This is a genomic window from Streptomyces sp. NPDC104814 (assembly GCF_055583185.1).
This window is the reverse complement of the sequence record NZ_JBVJOL010000002.1, coordinates 23,554-44,381: the sequence shown is the minus strand read 5'-3', so window position 1 is coordinate 44,381 and position 20,828 is coordinate 23,554. Positions and strand designations below refer to the sequence as shown.

At 70.9% G+C, this 20,828-nt stretch carries 17 protein-coding genes and 2 tRNA genes; 6 read left to right on the top strand and 13 right to left on the bottom strand.

Annotated features, from left to right (window positions below; genetic code table 11):
- Nucleotides 1-2: 2 nt before the first annotated feature.
- Nucleotides 3-1,517: a bifunctional tetrahydrofolate synthase/dihydrofolate synthase gene (folC, locus tag ACZ64A_RS08660; protein ID WP_469809146.1), complete on the bottom strand. Its 1,515-nt coding sequence runs from the start codon at nucleotides 1,515-1,517 to the stop codon at nucleotides 3-5.
- A gap of 219 nt (nucleotides 1,518-1,736) precedes the next feature.
- Nucleotides 1,737-4,361, bottom strand: a complete 2,625-nt coding sequence (locus tag ACZ64A_RS08655; protein ID WP_469809145.1) for a valine--tRNA ligase — start codon at nucleotides 4,359-4,361, stop codon at nucleotides 1,737-1,739.
- A gap of 138 nt (nucleotides 4,362-4,499) precedes the next feature.
- Here ACZ64A_RS08655 and ACZ64A_RS08650 point away from each other — a divergent pair, with 138 nt between their 5' ends.
- Nucleotides 4,500-5,441 carry a hypothetical protein gene (locus tag ACZ64A_RS08650; protein ID WP_469809144.1) on the top strand — a complete coding sequence of 314 codons (942 nt, stop codon included), beginning with the start codon at nucleotides 4,500-4,502 and terminating at the stop codon, nucleotides 5,439-5,441.
- Between the two features lie 64 nt (nucleotides 5,442-5,505).
- Here the strand turns inward: ACZ64A_RS08650 and clpX are convergent, their stop codons facing one another.
- The 5 genes from clpX to ACZ64A_RS08625 all read right to left on the bottom strand — a co-directional run bounded on the left by clpX (nucleotide 5,506) and on the right by ACZ64A_RS08625 (nucleotide 10,423).
- Nucleotides 5,506-6,786 carry an ATP-dependent Clp protease ATP-binding subunit ClpX gene (clpX, locus tag ACZ64A_RS08645; protein WP_361623337.1) on the bottom strand — a complete coding sequence of 427 codons (1,281 nt, stop codon included), beginning with the start codon at nucleotides 6,784-6,786 and terminating at the stop codon, nucleotides 5,506-5,508.
- Nucleotides 6,787-6,977: 191 nt separating this feature from the next.
- Nucleotides 6,978-7,658 (bottom strand): ATP-dependent Clp protease proteolytic subunit, encoded by a 681-nt coding sequence (locus tag ACZ64A_RS08640; protein ID WP_361623334.1) that lies wholly within the window; start codon nucleotides 7,656-7,658, stop codon nucleotides 6,978-6,980.
- A gap of 109 nt (nucleotides 7,659-7,767) precedes the next feature.
- Nucleotides 7,768-8,376 carry an ATP-dependent Clp protease proteolytic subunit gene (locus ACZ64A_RS08635; protein WP_361623415.1) on the bottom strand — a complete coding sequence of 203 codons (609 nt, stop codon included), beginning with the start codon at nucleotides 8,374-8,376 and terminating at the stop codon, nucleotides 7,768-7,770.
- A 366-nt stretch (nucleotides 8,377-8,742) separates the two neighbouring features.
- Entirely contained in the window at nucleotides 8,743-10,119 is a 1,377-nt protein-coding gene (tig, locus tag ACZ64A_RS08630) for a trigger factor (RefSeq protein ID WP_469809143.1), read from the bottom strand.
- Nucleotides 10,120-10,346: 227 nt separating this feature from the next.
- Nucleotides 10,347-10,423: transfer RNA gene (locus tag ACZ64A_RS08625), tRNA-Pro, on the bottom strand.
- Nucleotides 10,424-10,613: 190 nt separating this feature from the next.
- Between ACZ64A_RS08625 and ACZ64A_RS08620 the strand changes: the two genes are divergently transcribed.
- Nucleotides 10,614-10,684 (top strand) — tRNA-Gly (locus ACZ64A_RS08620).
- A gap of 69 nt (nucleotides 10,685-10,753) precedes the next feature.
- On the opposite strand, the gene ACZ64A_RS08615 is transcribed toward ACZ64A_RS08620, so the two are convergent.
- Complete coding sequence (locus ACZ64A_RS08615; RefSeq protein WP_469809141.1) at nucleotides 10,754-11,380, bottom strand: RraA family protein; 627 nt, start codon at nucleotides 11,378-11,380, stop codon at nucleotides 10,754-10,756.
- An 85-nt stretch (nucleotides 11,381-11,465) separates the two neighbouring features.
- On the bottom strand, nucleotides 11,466-11,660 hold the full coding sequence (locus tag ACZ64A_RS08610) for a hypothetical protein (protein ID WP_361623325.1): 195 nt from the start codon (nucleotides 11,658-11,660) through the stop codon (nucleotides 11,466-11,468).
- 242 nt (nucleotides 11,661-11,902) lie between these two features.
- Between ACZ64A_RS08610 and ACZ64A_RS08605 the strand changes: the two genes are divergently transcribed.
- Nucleotides 11,903-12,964 (top strand): acyltransferase family protein, encoded by a 1,062-nt coding sequence (locus tag ACZ64A_RS08605; RefSeq protein ID WP_469809140.1) that lies wholly within the window; start codon nucleotides 11,903-11,905, stop codon nucleotides 12,962-12,964.
- 181 nt (nucleotides 12,965-13,145) lie between these two features.
- Here the strand turns inward: ACZ64A_RS08605 and ACZ64A_RS08600 are convergent, their stop codons facing one another.
- Nucleotides 13,146-13,592, bottom strand: a complete 447-nt coding sequence (locus tag ACZ64A_RS08600; protein WP_469809139.1) for an HD domain-containing protein — start codon at nucleotides 13,590-13,592, stop codon at nucleotides 13,146-13,148.
- Between the two features lie 16 nt (nucleotides 13,593-13,608).
- Entirely contained in the window at nucleotides 13,609-14,787 is a 1,179-nt protein-coding gene (locus ACZ64A_RS08595; RefSeq protein ID WP_469809138.1) for a SpoIIE family protein phosphatase, read from the bottom strand.
- Between the two features lie 173 nt (nucleotides 14,788-14,960).
- Here ACZ64A_RS08595 and ACZ64A_RS08590 point away from each other — a divergent pair, with 173 nt between their 5' ends.
- Nucleotides 14,961-16,223 carry a GNAT family N-acetyltransferase gene (locus ACZ64A_RS08590; RefSeq protein ID WP_469809137.1) on the top strand — a complete coding sequence of 421 codons (1,263 nt, stop codon included), beginning with the start codon at nucleotides 14,961-14,963 and terminating at the stop codon, nucleotides 16,221-16,223.
- A 120-nt stretch (nucleotides 16,224-16,343) separates the two neighbouring features.
- Here ACZ64A_RS08590 and ACZ64A_RS08585 read toward each other — a convergent pair whose 3' ends face one another.
- Together ACZ64A_RS08585 and ACZ64A_RS08580 are read right to left on the bottom strand one after the other, a co-directional pair.
- Nucleotides 16,344-17,153 (bottom strand): Fpg/Nei family DNA glycosylase, encoded by an 810-nt coding sequence (locus ACZ64A_RS08585; protein ID WP_469809136.1) that lies wholly within the window; start codon nucleotides 17,151-17,153, stop codon nucleotides 16,344-16,346.
- 80 nt (nucleotides 17,154-17,233) lie between these two features.
- On the bottom strand, nucleotides 17,234-17,719 hold the full coding sequence (locus tag ACZ64A_RS08580) for a ribose-5-phosphate isomerase (protein ID WP_469809135.1): 486 nt from the start codon (nucleotides 17,717-17,719) through the stop codon (nucleotides 17,234-17,236).
- A 231-nt stretch (nucleotides 17,720-17,950) separates the two neighbouring features.
- Here ACZ64A_RS08580 and ACZ64A_RS08575 point away from each other — a divergent pair, with 231 nt between their 5' ends.
- The gene (locus ACZ64A_RS08575) at nucleotides 17,951-19,450 is read left to right on the top strand and encodes an amino acid permease (protein ID WP_469809133.1); all 1,500 of its coding nucleotides are present in this window, start codon (nucleotides 17,951-17,953) and stop codon (nucleotides 19,448-19,450) included.
- Between the two features lie 55 nt (nucleotides 19,451-19,505).
- Entirely contained in the window at nucleotides 19,506-20,819 is a 1,314-nt protein-coding gene (locus tag ACZ64A_RS08570; protein ID WP_469809132.1) for an FAD-binding oxidoreductase, read from the top strand.
- The last annotated feature ends 9 nt before the right edge of the window (nucleotides 20,820-20,828 follow it).

The window sequence follows — 20,828 nt, the reverse complement described above, 5'->3', positions numbered from 1 at the left end:
ACTCACGCACTCTTCCCGAGAAGCAGCCGGGCCTCGCCGACCGTGATGACGGAACCGGTCACGAGCACCCCGCCGCCCGCGAACTCGCCCTCCTCCTCGGCGAGCGTGATCGCGGCCTCCAGCGCGTCCGGCAGCCGCGGCTCGACCTGCACCCGGTCCTCGCCGAACACCTCCACCGCGATGCCCGCCAGCTCGTCGGCGTCCATCGCCCGGTGGCTGGAGTTCTGCGTGACCACGATCTCCGCGAAGACCGGCTCGAACGCCTCCAGCAGCCCACGCACGTTCTTGTCGCCGCTCGCGCCGACGACCCCGATCAGCCGGCTGAACTGGAACGCCTCGCCGATCGCCTCCGCCGTCACCCGCGCTCCCGCCGGGTTGTGCGCGGCGTCCAGCACCACGGTCGGCGAGCGGCGCACGACCTCCAGGCGGCCCGGGGAGGCCACCGCCGCGAACGCCTTGCGCACCGTGTCCGCGTCCAGCTGCTCCTGGCGCTGCGCGCCCACGCCGAAGAACGCCTCCACGGCGGCCAGCGCCACCGCCGCGTTGTGCGCCTGGTGCGCACCGTGCAGCGGGAGGTAGATCTCGGTGTACTCGCCGCCCAGGCCGCGCAGCGTGAGCAGCTGCCCGCCGACGGCCACCTGCCGGGCGACCACGCCGAACTCCAGACCCTCGCGGGCCACGGTGGCGTCCACCTCCACGGCCTTCTTCAGCAGCACCTGCGCCGCGTCCACCGGCTGCTGCGCCAGGATCACGGTCGCGCCCTGCTTGATGATCCCGGACTTCTCGCCGGCGATCTCGCCCGGCGTCTCGCCGAGCCGGTCGGTGTGGTCCAGGTCGATCGGGGTGACGACGGCGACGTCACCGTCGATCACGTTCGTCGCGTCCCAGGAGCCGCCCATGCCGACCTCGACGACCGCCACGTCCACGGGCGCGTCGGCGAAGGCGGCGTACGCCATGCCGGTGAGCACCTCGAAGAAGGACAGCCGGTACTCCTGCTGAGCGTCGACCATCTCGACGTACGGCTTGATGTCCTCGTACGTCTCGACGAACCGCTCCGCGGAGATCGGCGCGCCGTCCAGGCTGATCCGCTCGGTGATCGACTGCACATGCGGGCTGGTGTAGCGGCCGGTACGCAGCTCGAAGGCGCCGAGCAGCGCCTCGATCATCCGGGCCGTGGAGGTCTTGCCGTTGGTCCCCGTGATGTGGATCGAGGGGTACGAGCGCTGGGGCTCGCCCAGGACGTCCATCAGGGCGGAGATGCGGGAGACCGACGGCTCGAGCTTGGTCTCGCCCCAGCGGGTGGCCAGGTCGGCCTCGACCTCGCGCAGAGCCTTGTCGACCTCGGGGTCCTCGGGGCGGGCCGGGACGTCGGCCTCCGGCGGGCCTCCCTGGGTGCGCAGGGTACGGCTGCCGGCCTCGATGACCGCGAGGTCCGGGTCGCGGGTGGTCTCGGCTTCGATGATCTCGTCGAAACCGTCGAGGGGGTCGGGCTGGTCGGTGCCGGGGTTTTCGCTCACGGGGTCAGTCTACGGACGGGTGCTGACAAAGGGTGCGGGGGCTGAGCGGTCCGCCTACGGAGGGGGGCGGCTTGTGTCGTGGGGCGACTGCGGGTCGTCGGTGGCCGGTCGCGCCCACGCGGCGGAGCCGCATATACATACAGCCCCGCGCCCCTTGTGACGTCGGCGAAGGCCCCCGGTGCTCGACAGCACCGGGGGCCTTCGTCGTCGTAAAAGCAGCTACACCTGCGGCAGGCGGTCCAGCTGGGCCTGGATGCGGGTGATGTCCTCCTCCGCCTTGGACAGGCGGCCGCGGATCTTGTCCACCACGTTGTCCGGGGCCTTGGCCAGGAACGCCTCGTTGCCGAGCTTGGCCGTGGCCTGGGCCTTCTCCTTCTCGGCCGCCGCCAGGTCCTTCGCCAGGCGCTTGCGCTCCGCCGCCACGTCGATCGCGCCGGACAGGTCGAGCGCGACCTCCACACCGGCGACCGGCAGGGTCGCCGTGGCCGTGAAGTCCTCGCCCTCCGGCTGCAGGCGCAGCAGCTGGCGGATGGCCGCCTCGTGCGCCCCGAGCGGCGAGCCGTCGAGGGCCAGACGGGCCGGGACGCGCTGGCCGGGCTGGAGGCCCTGGTCGGCGCGGAAGCGGCGGACCTCGGTGATGACCTGCTGAAGGGTCTCGATCTCCCGCTCGGCGTCGGCGTCGCGGAAGCCGCTGTCGGTCGGCCACTCGGCGATGACGACGGACTCGCCACCGGTCAGCGTGGTCCACAGGGTCTCCGTGACGAAGGGGACCACCGGGTGCAGCAGCTTCAGGGTGACGTCGAGGACCTCGCCCAGGACGCGCTTGCTGACCTCGGCCGCCTCGCCGCCGGCCATGAACGTCGTCTTGGACAGCTCGACGTACCAGTCGAAGACCTCGTCCCACGCGAAGTGGAACAGGGCGTCGGACAGCTTCGCGAACTGGTAGTCGTCGTAGTAGGCGTCCACCTCGGCGACGACCGAGTTCAGGCGGGAGAGGATCCACCGGTCGGTCGGGGACATCTCCGACGCGGCCGGCAGCGGGCCGTCCACGGTCGCGCCGTTCATCAGCGCGAAGCGGGTGGCGTTCCAGATCTTGTTGGCGAAGTTGCGCGAGCCCTGGACCCAGTCCTCGCCGATCGGGACGTCGACGCCCGGGTTGGCGCCGCGCGCGAGGGTGAAGCGCAGCGCGTCGGAGCCGTACTTGTCCATCCAGTCCAGCGGGTTGACCGCGTTGCCGAAGGACTTCGACATCTTCTTGCCGAACTGGTCGCGGACCATGCCGTGCAGGGCGATGGTGTGGAACGGCGGGGTGCCGTCCATCGCGTAGAGGCCGAACATCATCATCCGGGCGACCCAGAAGAAGAGGATGTCGTAGCCGGTGACCAGCACGGAGTTCGGGTAGAACTTCGCGAGCGACTCGGTCTGCTCGGGCCAGCCGAGCGTGGAGAACGGCCACAGGCCGGAGGAGAACCAGGTGTCGAGGACATCGGTCTCCTGGTGCCAGCCCTCACCGGTCGGGGGCTCCTCGTCCGGGCCGACGCAGACGACCTCGCCCTCGGGGCCGTACCAGACCGGGATCCGGTGGCCCCACCACAGCTGGCGCGAGATGCACCAGTCGTGGAGGTTGTCGACCCAGTCGAAGTACCGCTTCTCCATCTCCTGCGGGTGGATCGTGACCTTGCCCTCGCGGACCGCGTCACCGGCGGCCTTGGCGAGCGGGCCGACCTTGACCCACCACTGCATGGACAGGCGCGGCTCGATGGTGGTCTTGCAGCGCGAGCAGTGGCCGACGGAGTGGACGTAGGGGCGCTTCTCGGCGACGATCCGGCCCTCGGCGCGCAGCGCGGCGACGATGGCGGAGCGGGCCTCCAGGCGGTCCAGGCCCTGGAAGGGGCCGTGGGCGGTGATCACGGCGTGCTCGTCCATGATCGCGATCGCCGGGAGGTCGTGGCGCTGGCCGATCTCGAAGTCGTTCGGGTCGTGCGCGGGGGTGACCTTGACGGCGCCGGTGCCGAACTCGGGGTCGACGTGCTCGTCGGCGACGACCGGGATGGAGCGGTCGGTGAGGGGCAGCTTGACCTGCGTGCCGACCATGTGCTTGTAGCGCTCGTCGTCGGGGTGGACGGCGACGGCGGTGTCACCGAGCATCGTCTCGGCGCGGGTGGTGGCGACGACCAGGGAGTTCTCGCCCTCGCCGTAGCGGATGGAGACGAGCTCGCCGTCGTCGTCCTGGTACTCGACCTCGATGTCGGAGATCGCGGTCAGGCAGCGCGGGCACCAGTTGATGATGCGCTCGGCGCGGTAGATCAGCTCGTCGTCGTAGAGCTTCTTGAAGATCGTCTGGACGGCCTGGGAAAGGCCCTCGTCCATGGTGAAGCGCTCGCGGGACCAGGCGACGCCGTCGCCGAGGCGGCGCATCTGGCCGCTGATCTGGCCGCCGGACTCGCCCTTCCACTGCCAGACGCGCTCGACGAAGGCCTCGCGGCCGAGGTCGTGGCGCGACTTGCCCTCCTTCGCGAGCTCGCGCTCGACGACGTTCTGCGTGGCGATGCCGGCGTGGTCCATGCCGGGCTGCCACAGGGTCTCGTAGCCCTGCATCCGCTTGCGGCGGGTGAGGGCGTCGATGAGCGTGTGCTCGAAGGCGTGGCCGAGGTGCAGGCTGCCGGTGACGTTCGGCGGCGGGATGACGATCGTGTACGGCGGCTTGTCGCTCGCCGCGTCCGCCTCGAAGTAACCGCGCTCTACCCAGCGCTCGTACAGCGGCCCCTCTACATCGGCCGGCGCGTACTGGGTCGGCAGTTCGGTGGTGGGCGCTGGTGGCTGCTGCTGAGCGTTGTCGGTCACGGCGCTCAGTTTAGAGGCGTCACGGCCCTGTCCCGAAACGCGATTCTTCTGTAACGGTCCGTACCCCGGTGGGGTGCCGTGCGGGGGGCTCGGCCAGGATGTCGGATACGCATAAGCATCCGGAGGGGAACCCCTGACATGAGCTACAACCAGCCGGGCCCGTACGGCGGGCAGCCTCAGCAGCCCGGGCCGTACGGTCAGCCGGGTCCCTACGGCCAGCCCGGCCCGTACGGCCAGCAGCCGCAGGCTCCGCAGCCCGGCTACGGGCAGCCTCAGCAGCCGCCGGCTCCGCAGCCCGGTTACGGCTACCCGCAGCAGGGGGTGCCGCCGCAGCCCGCCCCGTACGGCCAGCCGAGCCCCTACGGCCAGCAGGCGCCGTACGGCACCGTGCCGCAGCCCCCGGCGGCCGGCGGCGGCAAGAAGAAGACGGGCCTGATCATCGGCGCGGTCGCGGTCGTCGCGGCCCTCGCGGTGGGCGGCTACTTCGCCCTCGCCGGGGGCGGCGGAGCAGGCCTGAAGGACGACGGCCCGCACAAGCTGGTCACCCCGGACACGGTGCTCGGCAACTACAAGCGCGTGGGGGAGAACCGGGCGCCCCAGGACGCCTCGTCGAGCGACGCCAAGATGCTGGCCCAGAACGGTGTCACCGACGGCAAGGGCGTCAGCGCGATGTTCTCGACGGTCGACATCAACAACCCCGACGTCCTCAAGGACCCGACCGCCATCGCCACCTCCAAGGCCGTGACGTTCGTCGGCCTCTACGGCAAGGTGAAGGACCCGGAGCAGTCGATCGACTCGGCCTTCGCCGGCATGAAGAACAACCCCAAGAGCAAGCTGACGTTCGTCGGCGCGGCGGAGTCCGTGACACCCGACGGGCTCGACGGCGCCGTGATGAAGTGCCAGCAGGCCCAGGGCAAGAACGAGGCCACCGGTTCCATCGACACCCAGTACATCTGCATGTGGGCCGACTACAGCACGATCGGCATGGCCGTGCCGGCCGCAGGCGGCAAGGGCGTCGACCTCACCACCTCGGCCCAGGTATCCGCCGACCTGCGCAAGGAAGTGCGGGTGAAGGCCTGACGGCTCCCGCGCATCCAACGACGAAGGGGCCCCGGTCGGTTGACCGGGGCCCCTTCGCGTGTGCTTACGCCGACTTCTGTTCGCCCGGGCCTCGGCCTCGGGCGTCTCGGGGGATGAGGGTCGGGTTGACGTTGGAGTGGACGACGTCGGCGGTGATGACGACGCGGGCCACGTCCTTGCGGGACGGGACCTCGTACATCACCGACATCAGGACCTCCTCCATGATGGCGCGCAGGCCGCGGGCGCCGGTCTGGCGGAGGATGGCCTGGTCGGCGATGGCCTCCAGGGCCTCGCGCTCGAAGTCCAGCTCCACGCCGTCGAGTTCGAAGAGGCGCTGGTACTGCTTGACCAGCGCGTTGCGCGGCTCGACGAGGATCTTGAGGAGCGCCTCGCGGTCGAGGTTGTGTACCGAGGTGATCACCGGCAGACGGCCGATGAACTCCGGGATCATGCCGAACTTGACCAGGTCCTCCGGCATGACGTCCTCGAACTGGTCCTTGGACTCCAGCTCGCGCTTGGAGCGGATCGTCGCGCCGAAGCCGATGCCCTTGGCGCCGGCCCGGGACTCGATGATCTTCTCCAGGCCCGCGAAGGCGCCGCCCACGATGAACAGGACGTTCGTCGTGTCGATCTGGATGAACTCCTGGTGCGGGTGCTTGCGCCCGCCCTGCGGAGGGACCGAGGCCGTCGTGCCCTCGAGGATCTTCAGCAGGGCCTGCTGCACACCCTCGCCGGAGACGTCACGCGTGATCGACGGGTTTTCGCTCTTCCGGGCGACCTTGTCGATCTCGTCGATGTAGATGATCCCGGTCTCGGCCTTCTTGACGTCGTAGTCGGCCGCCTGGATCAGCTTCAGCAGGATGTTCTCGACGTCCTCGCCGACATAGCCCGCCTCCGTCAGCGCGGTCGCGTCGGCGATCGCGAACGGGACGTTCAGCATGCGGGCCAGCGTCTGCGCGAGCAGCGTCTTGCCGGAGCCCGTGGGACCCAGCAGCAGGATGTTGGACTTGGCCAGCTCGATGGCGTCCTCACGGCTGCCGCCGTTCTCGCCGGCCTGGACCCGCTTGTAGTGGTTGTACACCGCGACGGAGAGGGCCTTCTTCGCCGCCTCCTGGCCGACCACGTACCCCTCGAGGAACTCGTAGATCTCGCGGGGCTTGGGGAGCTCCTCCCAGCGCACCTCGCTGGTCTCGGCGAGCTCCTCCTCGATGATCTCGTTGCAGAGATCGATGCACTCGTCGCAGATGTACACACCGGGGCCTGCGATGAGCTTCTTGACCTGCTTCTGGCTCTTGCCGCAGAACGAGCACTTGAGCAGATCGCCGCCGTCACCGATGCGTGCCACGGTGTGCTTCCCCTTCGCCTGGGAGACGACTGGACGTCAACGTCCAGCGGCTCCTGGTGCTGCCTTATGTCCGACGGTACCTTGCCGGGCCCCCCGTTCGGGCCCCCCTTGGCACGGTTCACTTCCACGGGAACCGTGCGCGTGCCGTGCCAAGGGGCGGCAGACGATACAGGTCCGGTGACCCCTGGGGGTCAGCGGACCGCCGCGTTGTTCATCTTCCGGGTGGAGATGATCTGGTCGATCAGGCCGTAGGACAGCGCGTCCTCGGCCGTGAGGATCTTGTCGCGCTCGATGTCCTCGCGGATCTTCTCGATCGGCGTGGTGGAGTGCTTGGCCAGCATCTCCTCCAGCTGCGAGCGCATCCGCAGGATTTCGTTCGCGGCGATCTCCAGGTCGGAGACCTGGCCGCGGCCGGTCTCGCTGTAGGGCTGGTGGATCAGCACGCGCGCGTTCGGCAGCGCCATGCGCTTGCCCGGCGTACCGGCGGCGAGCAGGACGGCGGCGGCGGAGGCCGCCTGGCCCATGCAGACCGTCTGGATGTCGGGCTTCACGAACTGCATCGTGTCGTAGATCGCGGTGAGCGCCGTGAAGGAGCCGCCGGGGCTGTTGATGTAGACCGAGATGTCCCGGTCGGGGTCCATCGACTCCAGGCACAGCAGCTGCGCCATGACGTCGTTGGCGGAGGCGTCGTCGATCTGGACGCCCAGGAAGATCACGCGCTCCTCGAAGAGCTTCGCGTACGGGTCGTACTCGCGGATGCCCTGGGAGGTGCGCTCCACGAAGCGCGGGATGACATAACGGGACTCGGCCGTGGGGCCGGTGTACTCGGCTCGCGCACGGTCGTAGAGGCCGCTGCCGGGGAAGTCGTTCACGGTGTCTCCTGAAAAGGGCTGGGGCGGTGGCTGAGGCGGACGTGGGGGCCCGGGGGACCTGGGGGGCCACCGGGCGCCGTACGGGCGTTGTACGGGCCTGTGGGGCCCGTTACGCCGCCCCGGTACCGCCGCCGCCCGGCATGCCGGCGGCCGTCGGGATCACGTCGTCGATGAGGCCGTACTCCTTGGCCTCGTAGGCGTCGAACCAGCGGTCACGGTCCGAGTCACGGGTGATCTGCTCGACCGACTGGCCGGTGTGCAGCGAGGTGAGCTCGGCCATGCGCTTCTTGGTGTGCAGCAGCCGCTCGGCGTGGATCTTGATGTCCGACGCGGACCCGGCCAGGCCGGCCGAGGGCTGGTGGATCAGGATCTCGGCGTTCGGCAGCGCGAAGCGCTTGCCGGGGGTGCCGGCGCTGAGCAGGAACTGGCCCATCGAGGCCGCGAGGCCCATGGCGATGGTCACCACGTCGTTCTTGATGAACTGCATGGTGTCGTAGATCGCCATGCCGGCCGTGATCGAACCGCCGGGGCTGTTGATGTACAGGTAGATGTCCTTGTCCGGGTCGGCGGCAAGGAGCAGCAGCTGTGCGGTGATCTTGTTCGCGATGTCGTCGTCGACCGGCTGGCCGAGGAAGATGATCCGCTCGTTGAGCAGCCGGTTGTAGACCTGGTCGCCGAGGCCACCACCGATGGAAGGCTCGCCGGCGGCGGAGGGCATCAGATTCGTCACGTATCCACCTGCTCGTCTTACGACGGCGCCGGGCCGTCTCACGTTTCCCTGCGGGGCTTGGAGCCGTTCGGGGACTCCACTGCCCTCGTATTCATGGACCCTAACGCGCGGGTCCCTTCGGGGAATCCCGGGAATGGTGGTGTTCGCCGGGGGCGTAGCGCGGGGGCCTCCGGCGGATGGGCCGTTTCGGTTCGTGGGGGTGGCGAAGGCCGTCGCCGGGCCGCGGGTCGTGTGTGGCTGATCGCGTAGTTCCCCGTGCCCCTCTGGTCGGCCGCCCCGGCCGGTATGCGGACGGGCCCCCGGGAAAGATCCCGGGGGCCCGTCGTACGCGCGTCAGAGGCGCCGTGGGGCTGCTCAGCCCTCGGTCTTCTCCTCGGTGGCGGCTTCGGTGGTCTCGGCCTCGGCGGCCTCGTCCTCCTCGTCGTCCAGGTCGATGACCTCGCCGTTGGTGTCCTTCACCGTGGCGGCCTCGACGACCAGGGCCAGGGCCTTGCCGCGGGCGACCTCGCCGACGAGCAGCGGAACCTGGCCGCCCTCGACGACGGCCTGGGCGAACTGGTCGGGGGACATGCCGGAGGAGGCGGCACGGCGCATGAGGTGCTCGGTGAGCTCCTCCTGGTTGACGTTGAGCTTCTCGCGCTTGGTGAGCTCGTCGAGCACGAACTGGGTCTTGATGCCCTTGACCGCGGCCTCGCGGGTCTCGGCGTCGAACTCCTCGGCGGTCTTGCCCTGGATCTCCAGGTACTTGTCGAGGGTCAGGCCCATCTGGCCGAGCTGGTGGTGCTCGAGGTTGTGCTTGCGGGTGTTGACCTCGTCCTCGAGGAGCTTCTCGGGGACCGGCACCTCGACGAGCTCCAGCAGCTTGTCCAGGACGCGCTCCTGGGCCTGCGTGGCCTGGTCGAACTGCTTCATGTCGGCGAGGCGCTTGCGGCTGTCCGCCTTCAGCTCCTCCAGCGTGTCGAACTCGGAGGCGAGCTGCGCGAAGTCGTCGTCGAGCTCGGGCAGTTCGCGCTTGGCGACCTGGGTGACCTTGACGGTGACCTCGGCCTCCTTGCCGGCCGCGGAGCCGCCCTTCAGCTCGGAGGTGAAGGTGGCCTCCTCGCCCGCGGACAGGCCCTTGACGGCGTCGTCGATGCCGTCGAGCAGCTCGCCGGAGCCGATGGTGTAGGACACGCCGTTGGCGACGCCGTCCTCGAGGACCTCGCCGTCGACCTTGGCCTCGAGGTCGACGGTCACGACGTCGCCGTCCTCGGCGGCGCGCTCCACCGGGCTGGTGGAGGCGAAGCGCTCACGCAGCTGCTCCACGGACTTCTCGACGTCCTCGTCGGTCACCTCGACGGCGTCGACCTCGACCTCGATGGACGAGAAGTCCTCGGGGAGCTCCAGGGCGGGACGGATGTCGACCTCGGCGGTGAAGTTCAGCGTCTCGCCGTCCTTCAGCTCGGTGATGTCGACCTCGGGCTGGCCCAGCACGGAGAGCTCGGCCTCGTTGACCGCTTCCGTGTAGAACTTCGGAAGCGCGTCGTTGACGGCCTCCTCGAGCACGGCGCCGCGACCGAACCGCTGGTCGATGACCCGGGCCGGGATCTTGCCCTTGCGGAAGCCCTTCACCGTGACCTGCTGGTTGATCTTCTTGTACGCCGCGTCGAGGCTGTCCTTGAGCTCCTCGAAGGGCACCTCGACAGTGAGCCGAACCCGGGTCGGGTTCAGGGTCTCCACGGCGCTCTTCACGGTTCGGTCTCCTTGTGGCTGACTTCTCGGTTTCTACCGGGGCCAGAACGGCTCCGGCGGATTTCGCCGCCCGGGAGGACTTCGGTGTGAGGCACACGGGCGCGCAGCTTGCATAGTAACCGCAGCCGCTGAACGGCCCAAAAGGCGATCACCGGCTCGTCCCCCGGGTGATCGGCACATTCCCGGGCGGCCGATCGGAACAGGTGATCGTCCCGGGGTCCTGCTGGTGGTCGGGGTGGCGGGATTTGAACCCACGGCCTTCCGCTCCCAAAGCGGACGCGCTACCAAGCTGCGCCACACCCCGTCTGGTGCGAGACGTAGGGTACATGCCCGCAGGCCCTGCGGCCGCCGCATCGGCGGGGGCGTACGGGGGCACCGGCCGGGCGCGCCGCGCCCGCAGGCCGCACACGTCACAGGGGGTGTGCGGCGAGGGGTGCCGACCCGCTACGATGCCTTGCAGTGCCACGGCCCCACCGGCCTGTGGCGCGCTGTGTGCGGGCGTAGCTCAATGGTAGAGCCCCAGTCTTCCAAACTGGCTACGCGGGTTCGATTCCCGTCGCCCGCTCTGCATGACTCAGGCCCAGGTGAGGCGGGGTTTCCCGCTCACCTGGGCCTGAGTCGTCCCCGGGGCCGGTCAGTCCTCGTAGCCGTGCTCGGCGAGGATCTTGTCGATGCGTGCGCGGTGCGCCTCCTGCCAGGCGTCCAGGGACACCGCGGCCTCCTCGGCCAGCCGGGCGCGGGCGGCCCGCAGCACCTCCTCCCGGCGGCTGCCGGGGACGACCACGACACCCTCCTCGTCGGCGACGACGAGGTCACCGGGATGCACCTGGACGCCGCCGCAGCGCACCGGCACGTTCAGCGGCTCGACGGCCTTCTTGGTGCCGGGGATCGGGATGACGCCGCGGGCGAGGACCGGGAAGCCGAGTTCCCGTGCCTCGGCGACGTCGCGGATGACGCCGTCGAGGACGAAACCGGCGATGCCCCGGCGCCGGGCGACCGCGCAGACGTTGCCGCCGGCCAGGGCGTGGTCGACGTCGCCGGACTCCACGACGACGACCGAGCCGGGCGCGGCGCGGTGGATCGCGGCGTGCAGCATGAGGTTGTCGCCGGGGCGGCACCGCACGGTGAACGCCGGACCGGCGAGGCGCGGCATCGGCGACCACAGGGGCCTGATGCCGATGTCCATGACCTGTTCCCGGCCGACGAGGTCGGCGAGGGTGGTCGGGGGGATGTCCGGGAAGCCGGTGGCGGTGTCGGTCATCCCGTCAGCCTGCCCAGGAAGTATCTCGACGTCAAGACACTTCCCTCACGGCCGGGCGGGACGCCCCCCTCAGAAACTGATCGAGTCAGAAACTGATCGAGTTGATCGTTTCCGCTATCGAGTTCAGGAAGCGGTTGATCGAGGGGGCCATCCCCGTGGAGGCGAGGAAGAAGCCGAAGAGGATGGCGACGATGGCGGGTCCGGCCTTGATCGAGCCTCCGCGGACCAGCACCACCAGGATCACCGCCAACAACAGCACCACAGACAGTGAAATGGCCACAACAGATCACACCCTCGGTCGGTCCGCTCTCCCGGCCCGGGGGTGTTACCCCACACACCCCCGTCGGGAACCATCGTGCCACCAACCGCGCTACCCCGTGCGGTGCGTGACACACCGTCGGCCGGACCGGAGCGCGCGTGAACAGCCGTACGCTGCCTGCCCATATGAGTGGTTTTGGCGGTCATTATCCAGGACATATCGGGCCGTTGGTGTGGCGCGGCAACCGCGTTAGGGTGCCTCGAATGGTCAAGCAGCGCGACGCCTTCTTCGACAACGCCAAATACCTGGCCATCGTGCTCGTCGCGATCGGGCACACCTGGGCGCAGATGATGGACGGCAGCCGTGCGGTGGAGAGCGCGTACCGGGTCGTGTACACGTTCCACATGCCGGCGTTCGTCGTCATCTCCGGCTACTTCTCGCGGAGTTTCGACGCGCGTCCGGACCGGCTCCGGCGCCTGGTCACCGGTGTCCTCGTGCCGTACGTCGTGTTCGAGACCGCCTACGAGCTGTTCAAGGACGTCGCCGACCGGCCGGACGGCGAGATCAGCCTGCTCGACCCCAGCTATCTGATGTGGTTCCTCGCGGCGCTGTTCATATGGCGGCTCACCACGCCCCTGTGGAAGGTGCTGCGCCGGCCGCTGCTGCCGGCCGTCGCCGTCGCCATGCTGGCGAGCGTCAGCCCCAGCATCGGCACGGACTTCGACCTCCAGCGCGTCCTGCAGTTCCTGCCGTACTTCGTGCTCGGGCTGTGTCTGAAACCGGAGCACTTCCAACTGGTGCGGCGCCGCTCGGTGCGGATCGCCGCGCTGCCGGTCGGCGCGGCGGCGTTCGCGGTCGCCTGGTGGTCGGTGCCGCGCATGAACGGCGGCTGGTTCTACCGGCAGTCGGCCGCGCAGGACCTCGGGGCGCCCTGGTGGTGCGGGCCGGTGATGACGCTGGCGTCGATCGGCTGCGCGCTGGTGCTGACGGCCTGCTTCCTCGCCTGGGTGCCGGGCCGCCGCCTGTGGTGCACGGCGCTCGGCGCGGGCACCATCACGGGGTATCTGCTGCACGGCTTCCTGGTGAAGTTCGCCGAGTACCGCGGCTGGTTCGACGCGCCATGGGTGCACCGCCCGCTCGGCGCGGTCGCGGTGACCGTGCTCGCGGCCGCCGCCGTCACCCTGCTGTGCACCCCGCCGGTGCGGCGGGCCCTGCGGTGCGTGACCGAGCCGAGGATGGCGTGGGCGTTCCGGCCGGACCCCGCCGCCGAGGCCCGCGCCCGCGAACACACCGCGCCCCCGGCGCCCGAGCCGGTGAACGCCTAGGGGGTGTCTCGTCGATCAGGCCGGATCAGGGAGCGGCGTCTGGTGCCGTGCATCGCAAGGCGGAGGAGGGAGCCGATGCGGAGCATCGGGGAGTGACGACAACGCGGCGAGGTGCGGTGCCAGACGCCGCGAGCCCGGCGTGATCGGCGAGACACCCCCTAGGGGTGTACCCGGCGGCCGTCTACGCCGGGGCCGGCAGGCCCAGCAGGGCGCGCATGCGGGCGTACTTCTCGGTCAGGCGGGCGCGGGTCGCCGGGTCCAGGGCGGCGAGGCGGGCCGGGTCGGCGTTGTGCGCCAGGTCGGCCTCCTTGACCAGCAGCGCGCCCTCGGTGGCGAGGATGCGCCCGGCGTAGTCCTGCGGCGACTCCCCCGCCCGCTTGGTCACGGCGCGCACGACGTCCTTCGTACGAGCGCTCAGCGCGGCCTCGTTCAGCCACTGCTCGCTCAGCGCGTCGTCCTCGACGGCGTCGTGCAGCCAGGCCGCCGCGATCTGGTCGGCGTCGCCGCCCCGCACGCGTACGCCCTCGGCGACCGCCTGAAGGTGCTCGGCGTAGGGCCAGCCTGCCTTGTCGGTCCGACCGGCGTGCGCGGCGCGGGCCAGGGCCTCGACTTCCGCCAGGGTGAGCATGGGACCTCCCGTGCGGTCAGTGGACGAAGGACGCGGTCGGGCCCTCGCGGCAGATCAGCAGCAGGGCCCGGTCGTCGTTGACGTCCTTGGCGACCGCCTCGATCAGATGCCAGGCGGCGCCCTGGAAGCCGGCGCCGACATAGCGGTCGGCCTCGCCGGTGAGCCGGTCGATGCCCTCGACGATGTCCCGGTCGGAGGTCTCCACCAGGCCGTCGGTGAACAGCATCAGCACGTCGCCGGGGCGCAGGGAGCCCTTCACCGGGTCGAACTGGGCGCCGTCGTACACGCCCAGCAGCGGGCCCTCGGCGGCCTTCTCCTCCCAGCGGCCGCTGCCCGCGCTGAGCTGGAGGCCCGGCGGGTGGCCCGCGGAGTACAGCTCGTAGTCGCCGGAGTCCAGGTCGAGGACCAGGTGGATGGAGGTGGCGAAGCCCTCGTCCCAGTCCTGGCGCAGCAGATAGCCGTTGGCGGCCGGCAGGAAGGCGTGCGGGGGCAGGGAGCCGAGCAGTCCGCCGAACGCGCCCGACAGCAGCAGGGCGCGCGAGCCGGCGTCCATGCCCTTGCCGGAGACGTCGGTGAGGACGACCTCCAGGGTGCGGCCCCCGTTGGTGCGGGCCGCGACCACGAAGTCGCCGGAGAAGGACTGCCCGCCGGCCGGGCGCAGCGCCATCTCCTGGTGCCAGCCGCGCGGCAGCTGGGGCAGCTTGCTCTGCACCCGGATGCGTTCGCGCAGGTCGAACAGCATGGTGCCGCCGCGCCGCCAGGGCACGCCGACCCGGGAGCGGAACTGGGCTATCAGCAGTCCGACGAAACCGCAGGCGGCGACCACCAGCACCACACCCGGGGTGACCCGGCTCGGCCCCTCGGTGTACGGGCCGAGCCACACCGACTCCACGATCAGGGCGGTGGCCGCCGCCGCGTACAGGCCGAGCAGGCTCGCCGGGCGCAGCAGCAGGCCGCCCACGACGATCGGCAGGACCAGGGCGGCCGGGGAGAACCACACCGAGTTGGCGAGGGTGAGGGCGGCGATGAGCGGGATGGTGAGGAAGAGGCCGGCCAGCGCGATCCAGTCCGATCCGTCCCCGCGGAAGTAGTCGACGGCGGCCCGGCGCACGCCGACGCGGGCCCGGTGCCACTGCATCTTCCACCGGGCCGTGAACGTCTCGGCCGCCGTGCGCCGTCCTCGTCGTACTGCCATTGGTCGGTGACCCTATCCATCGGGCCGGGCGCTTGGCACGGGAGGTCCCACTTGTCCCCCGTCCGAGGCCCCATTTCTCAGGGGGTTCTCAGTGAACGGCACGCGGGCGGCGCGTGTGGCGCAGAGGGCGAAATTCCCTCGCCGGTCCGATGCGGCCTTGATAGGCATGGTTCATGGCGACTGTGGCGAGCGAGACGACGGGCCCCGCGAGCGAGCTGCGCGTGCTGCGGCCGGACGACTGGGAGCAGTGGTACGGCAGCCTGCTGCGCGCCTTCGGCGGGGTGGCGGAGTCGGACGAGGAACGGGCGCTGTGGCGCGAGCTCACGGATCACGACCGCTCCCTCGCCGCCTGGGACGGGGACACGGTGGTGGGGACGGCGGGGGCATTCTCCTTCCGGATGACCGTGCCGGGCGGGACGCCGGTGCCCGCGGCGGGCGTCACCATGGTGAGCGTCGCCGCCACGCATCGGCGGCGCGGCCTGCTGACGGCGATGATGCGGCGGCTGCTGGACGACGCGCGGCGCCGGGGCGAGCCGCTGGCGGTGCTGTTCGCGTCCGAACCGGCGATCTACGGCCGGTTCGGGTACGGCACCGCGAGCTACGCGCTGGACGCGCGGATCGACACCGCCCGGGTGAAGCTGTCCGTCCCGGACGGCACCGACGGCGTACGGCTGCGGTACGCCGAGCCCGGTGAGGTGGTGGACGCCTGCGAGGCGGTGTACGCGCGGCTGGTACCGGGCCGGCCCGGGATGCTGGCGCGGCACCGGCCGGGCTGGGAGCGGGTCGGGCTGCTGGAACTGGAGCGTCACAAGGACGGGGCGTCGCCGCTGCAGTGCGTGCTCGCCGAACGCGGCGGTGAGGTCGTGGGCTTCGCGCGGTTCCGGGTGAAGCCGGCCTGGGGGCCGGGCGGGGCCGACGGCGAGGTGCGGCTCGCGGAACTGCACGCCCTGGACCCGGCGGCACAGGCCGCGCTGTGGCGGTTCCTCCATGACATCGACCTGACGTCGACGCTGGTGGCCCGGGGGCGTCCGGTGGACGAGGCGTGGCAGTACCAGGTGTCGGACATCCGGCGCTGTCTGGTGGGCGTCCGGGACCAGGGGTATGTGCGGCTCGTGGACGTCGGGGCGGCGCTGGCCGCGCGGAGCTACCAGGCGCCGGTGGACGTCGTGCTGGAGGTGTCGGACGCCTTCTGCCCGTGGAACGAGGGGCGTTGGCGGCTGCACGGCGACACGAAGGGTGCGTCCTGCGAGCGGACCGGCGACGCGGCCGATCTCGCCCTGTCGGCGCGGGATCTGGGGGCGGCGTATCTCGGCGGCGTGCCGCTCACGGCGCTGGCGGCGGCCGGGCGGGTGCGGGAACTGCGGGGCGGCGCGCTGACGGAGGCGTCGGCGGCGTTCGGCTCGGCGGTGGCGCCGTGGCTGCCGCACGGGTTCTAGACCGGAAGCGGCCCGCCGCGCGGGGTTCTGACCGGTAGCGGCCTGCCGCACGGGTTCCGGACCGGCATCGGCCTGCCGCGCGGGCTCCGGACCGGCATCGGCCTGCCGCGCGGGCCGCTGTCAGTGTTGCTGGCAGGTGGGGCACCAGAAGAGGTTGCGGGCGGCGAGGCCGGCGGTGCGGATCTCGGTGCCGCACAGATGGCAGGGCTGCGGCGCGCGGCGGTAGACGTAGACCTCGCCGCCGTGGTCGTCCACGCGGGGCGCGCGGCCCATGGCCTCGGGCGTGTGCTCGGGGCGGACGGTGTCGATGCGGTTGTGGCGGACGCCCTCGCGCATCAACGCGACGAGGTCGCTCCAGATCGCCTGCCATTCGGCGGGGGTGATGTCCCGGCCCTGGCGGTAGGGGTCGATGCCGTGCCGGAAGAGGACCTCGGCGCGGTAGACGTTGCCGACGCCGGCGATGACCTTCTGGTCCATGAGCAGTGCGGCGACGGTGGTGCGGCTGCGGGAGATCCTGCGGTACGCCGCGTCGGGGTCGGCGTCGTCGCGCAGCGGGTCGGGGCCGAGGCGGGCGTGCACGGCCCGCTTCTCGGCGTCCGTGATCAGCGCGCAGGTGGTGGGGCCTCGCAGGTCGACGTAGGCGGTGTCGTTCGCCAGGCGCAGGCGGACGGTGTCGGTGGGCGGGGGCGCGGGGGCGTCCCCGAAGGTCACCTTGCCGAAGAGCCCGAGGTGGATGTGCACGTGCTCGCTGTCGCGGAAGCGCAGGAAGAGGTGCTTGCCATGGGCCTCGGTGGCGGTGAGGACGGACCCGGTGAGGAGGTCGGCGGCGTCGGAGAACTTGCCCTGGGGGCTGGTGACGCGGGGCGCCGTGCCCAGGAAGCGGGCGGCGTAGTCCTGCGCCAGCCGGTGGATCGTGTGCCCCTCTGGCACGGTGGCCGTCTCCTCTCGTGACCGTCCGCGGGGCGTGCGCCCGGACCGGGCCGGGCCCGGGCGCACGCCCCTGCGTGCGACTACTGCTGCGGGTGGTGCGCCGGGATCGGCGGCAGGTCACCCGTGGTCTCGTAGGACGCCAGCATGTCGATGCGGCGGATGTGGCGCTCGTCGCCGGAGAACGGGGTGTTCAGGAAGGTCTCGACGAACTTCGTCGCCTCCTCCTGGCTGTGCATGCGGGCGCCCACCGCGACCACGTTGGCGTTGTTGTGCTGGCGGCCGAGCGCCGCCGTCTCCTCGCTCCAGGCGAGGGCCGCACGCACGCCCTTGACCTTGTTCGCGGCGATCTGCTCGCCGTTGCCGGAGCCGCCGATCACGATGCCGAGGGAGTCCGGGTCCGCCGCGGCGCGCTCGGCGGCGCGCAGGCAGAAGGGCGGGTAGTCGTCCTGGGCGTCGTAGATGTGCGGCCCGCAGTCGACGGGGTCGTGACCCGCCGCCTTCAGCCATTCGACGAGGTGGTTCTTGAGTTCGAAGCCGGCATGGTCCGAGCCGAGATACACGCGCATGGGACGAGTGTGACATGCGCGGGCGCGGGCAGCAGGGCGGGGTGGAGGCCGGGGAAGGGTGCACCGAGCGTAAGGGCGAGGCTACAGAACCTCAGGAAAACCTCAAGTAACAATCCGGATTCAAAGGTTCCCGAATTCCGTTACCTCGGATTCACTGGTCCGGCTCGTACACCGCTCCGTACGGGAGATGGATCACAACAAGATCACGCGGCGCAAAGGAATTCCGTCCCAATGACCTCGCAGCCGTCACAGACGCAGGCCGGACACGGCCAGAAAAGCCCCGGCGCCCCCGGCGACCCCGGATCCGGGCTCCAGGCAGGACTCAAGAACCGTCATCTTTCGATGATCGCTATCGGCGGTGTCATCGGCGCCGGCCTCTTCGTGGGCTCCAGCACCGGTATCGCCACCGCCGGGCCCGGCATCCTCCTCTCCTATGCGCTCGTCGGCACGCTCGTGGTGCTGGTGATGCGCATGCTCGGTGAGATGTCGGCCGCCAACCCGACCTCCGGGTCGTTCTCCGCGCACGCCGACCGTGCGCTCGGCCCCTGGGCCGGGTTCTCCATCGGCTGGCTCTACTGGTTCTTCTGGGTCGTGGTGCTCGCGGTCGAGGCGACCGCCGGTGCCAAGATCCTCGAAGGCTGGATCCCGGCCGTGCCCCAGTGGGGCTGGGCCCTGATCGTGATGACGGTGCTCACCGCCACCAACCTCGTCTCCGTCGGCTCCTACGGCGAGTTCGAGTTCTGGTTCGCCGGCATCAAGGTCGTCGCGATCGGCGCGTTCATCGTCATCGGCGCGCTCGCCGTGTTCGGTGTGCTGCCCGGCGTGCACAGCGACCAGGCGGGCCTGTCCAACCTGACCTCGCACGGCGGCTTCCTGCCCCACGGGCCCGGCGCGATCCTCACCGGTGTGCTGCTCGTCGTCTTCTCCTTCATGGGCAGCGAGATCGCCACCCTCGCGGCCGGTGAGTCGGAGGACCCGCAGCGGGCCGTCACCAAGTCGACCAACAGCATCATCTGGCGCATCGCCGTCTTCTACCTCGGGTCGATCCTCGTCGTCGTCTCCCTGCTGCCCTGGGACAGCAAGGCGATCGCCGAGAAGGGCTCGTACGTCGCGGCCCTGGACTCGCTCGGCATCGCGCACGCCGGTCAGATCATGAACTTCATCGTGCTGACCTCGGTGCTGTCCTGTCTCAACTCCGGTCTGTACACCGCCTCCCGCATGGCCTTCTCGCTCGGCCAGCGCGGCGACGCGCCCAAGGGGTTCGCCCGCACCACCGCGCGGGGCGTGCCGCAGACCGCGATCCTCGTGTCGGTGGCGTTCGGGTTCGTCGCGGTGTTCTTCAACTACAAGTACCCGGACACCGTCTTCCTCTTCCTTCTCAACTCCTCCGGTGCGGTCGCGCTGTTCGTGTGGCTCGCCATCTGCTTCTCGCAGCTGCGCATGCGGAAGATCATCCAGGCGGAGGCGCCCGAGAAGCTCGTCGTGAAGATGTGGCTGTACCCGTACCTCACCTGGGCGTCGGCGGCGCTGATCGTGTTCGTGCTGGGCTACATGCTCACCGACACCGAGCACGACGGCCGCGAGACCGTGCTGCTGTCGCTGGGCGTCGCGGCGGTCGTCCTCGTCATCGCCTTCGTCAAGCAGAAGGTGACGGGCGGCCGGCGGGCCGCGGTGACCGCGCAGGCCCCGTCCGAGGCGGCCGAGCCGGTCTCCTCCGACGCGCGCGGTTGAGACGCGCGCGGATAACCTGACGGCAGCTGTCAGGTTATGCGGCCAGCATGGCCGCATGGACTTCACGGACCTCGACGCCGAAACCACGCAGCTGCCCGTCCTCAGGCCCGGCGGCCCCGCCTACGACGCGGAGGTCGCCGGGTTCCAGACCGGATTCAGCCAACGGCCGGACCTCGTCGTCGCCGCCTCGAGCGCGGACGACGTGGTCGCGGCCGTTCGGCATGCCGCCGCCCGGGATCTTCCGCTGCGGGTGCAGGCGACCGGGCACGGTCTGCCGGGTGACGTTGCGGGCGGGGTGCTCGTCACGACCTCGCGCATGGACCGGGTCGAGGTCGACGCGGCGGCCCGCACCGCGCGCGTGCAGGCGGGCGTGCGCTGGGGGCAGGTCGTGGCGGCCGCCGCGCCCCACGGGCTGGCCCCCCTGAACGGCTCCGCCCCGTCCGTCGGCGTCGTCGGCTACACGCTGGGCGGCGGACTGGGCATCATGGCCCGGCAGTTCGGGTACGCCGCCGACCATGTGCGCTCCCTCGACGTCGTCACCGGCGACGGTGTACCGCGCCGTGTCACGCCCGGGGACGAGCTGTCCTGGGGTCTGCTCGGCGGCGGGCACGGCCTGGGCGTCGTCACCGGCATGGAGATCGGCCTGGTCCCGGTGCGCACCCTGTACGGCGGCGCGCTCGCGTTCGACGGGCGGGAGGTGGGCCCGGCGGCGGTGCTGCGCGCGTACGAGGCGTGGACGCGGACCGTGCCGTCCACGCTCACCTCGTCCTTCGCGGCCGTGCCGTATCCGGACCTGCCGGCGCTGCCGCCGCACCTGCGCGGACGGTACGTCGTGTCGGTGCGGGTGGCGTACACCGGCGAGGACGGCGAACGGCTCGTCGCGCCGCTGCGCGCGATCGGGCCGGTGCTGTCCGACTCGCTGCGCGTGCTGCCGTACGCCGACAGCCACACCATCCACAGCGACCCGGATGTTCCGCACGCCTACTACGGGGACAGCGCGGTGCTGCGCGAGCTGGACGGGGCGGCGGCCGCGGAGGTGCTCGCGCGCACGGGTCCGGACGCCGGCGGGCCGATGTGCGTCGTGCAGATCAACCACCTCGGTGGCGCGCTCGCCGCGCCCGCGCCGAACGCCGTCCCGTGGCGCGAGGGGCGCTTCCTGGTACGGCTGTTGTCGGTCGGCGGGCGTGAGACCGCCCGCGCGGTGCTCGACCCGGCCTTCGCGCTGCTGGCGCCGCACACCCTCGGCCGCTCGGCGAGCTTCGCCTTCGGCGCCGGGGACCGCACGCGGGGCCTGCACGACGCCGAGACGACGAAGAGGCTCGCCGTACTGCGGTCGACATACGACCCGGCGAGCCTCTTGCGGAGCTGAGGGAACGGG

Bases quoted from the DNA above. Each gene is read 5' to 3' on its own strand.
- ACZ64A_RS08650 (WP_469809144.1), top strand. From the start codon at position 4,500: ATGAGCTACAACCAGCCGGGCCCGTACGGCGGGCAGCCTCAGCAGCCC.
- ACZ64A_RS08635 (WP_361623415.1), bottom strand. From the start codon at position 8,376: ATGCCCTCCGCCGCCGGCGAGCCTTCCATCGGTGGTGGCCTCGGCGAC.
- ACZ64A_RS08615 (WP_469809141.1), bottom strand. From the start codon at position 11,380: ATGACCGACACCGCCACCGGCTTCCCGGACATCCCCCCGACCACCCTC.
- ACZ64A_RS08605 (WP_469809140.1), top strand. From the start codon at position 11,903: ATGGTCAAGCAGCGCGACGCCTTCTTCGACAACGCCAAATACCTGGCC.
- ACZ64A_RS08600 (WP_469809139.1), bottom strand. From the start codon at position 13,592: ATGCTCACCCTGGCGGAAGTCGAGGCCCTGGCCCGCGCCGCGCACGCC.
- ACZ64A_RS08595 (WP_469809138.1), bottom strand. From the start codon at position 14,787: ATGGCAGTACGACGAGGACGGCGCACGGCGGCCGAGACGTTCACGGCC.
- ACZ64A_RS08590 (WP_469809137.1), top strand. From the start codon at position 14,961: ATGGCGACTGTGGCGAGCGAGACGACGGGCCCCGCGAGCGAGCTGCGC.
- ACZ64A_RS08580 (WP_469809135.1), bottom strand. From the start codon at position 17,719: ATGCGCGTGTATCTCGGCTCGGACCATGCCGGCTTCGAACTCAAGAAC.
- ACZ64A_RS08575 (WP_469809133.1), top strand. From the start codon at position 17,951: ATGACCTCGCAGCCGTCACAGACGCAGGCCGGACACGGCCAGAAAAGC.
- ACZ64A_RS08570 (WP_469809132.1), top strand. From the start codon at position 19,506: ATGGACTTCACGGACCTCGACGCCGAAACCACGCAGCTGCCCGTCCTC.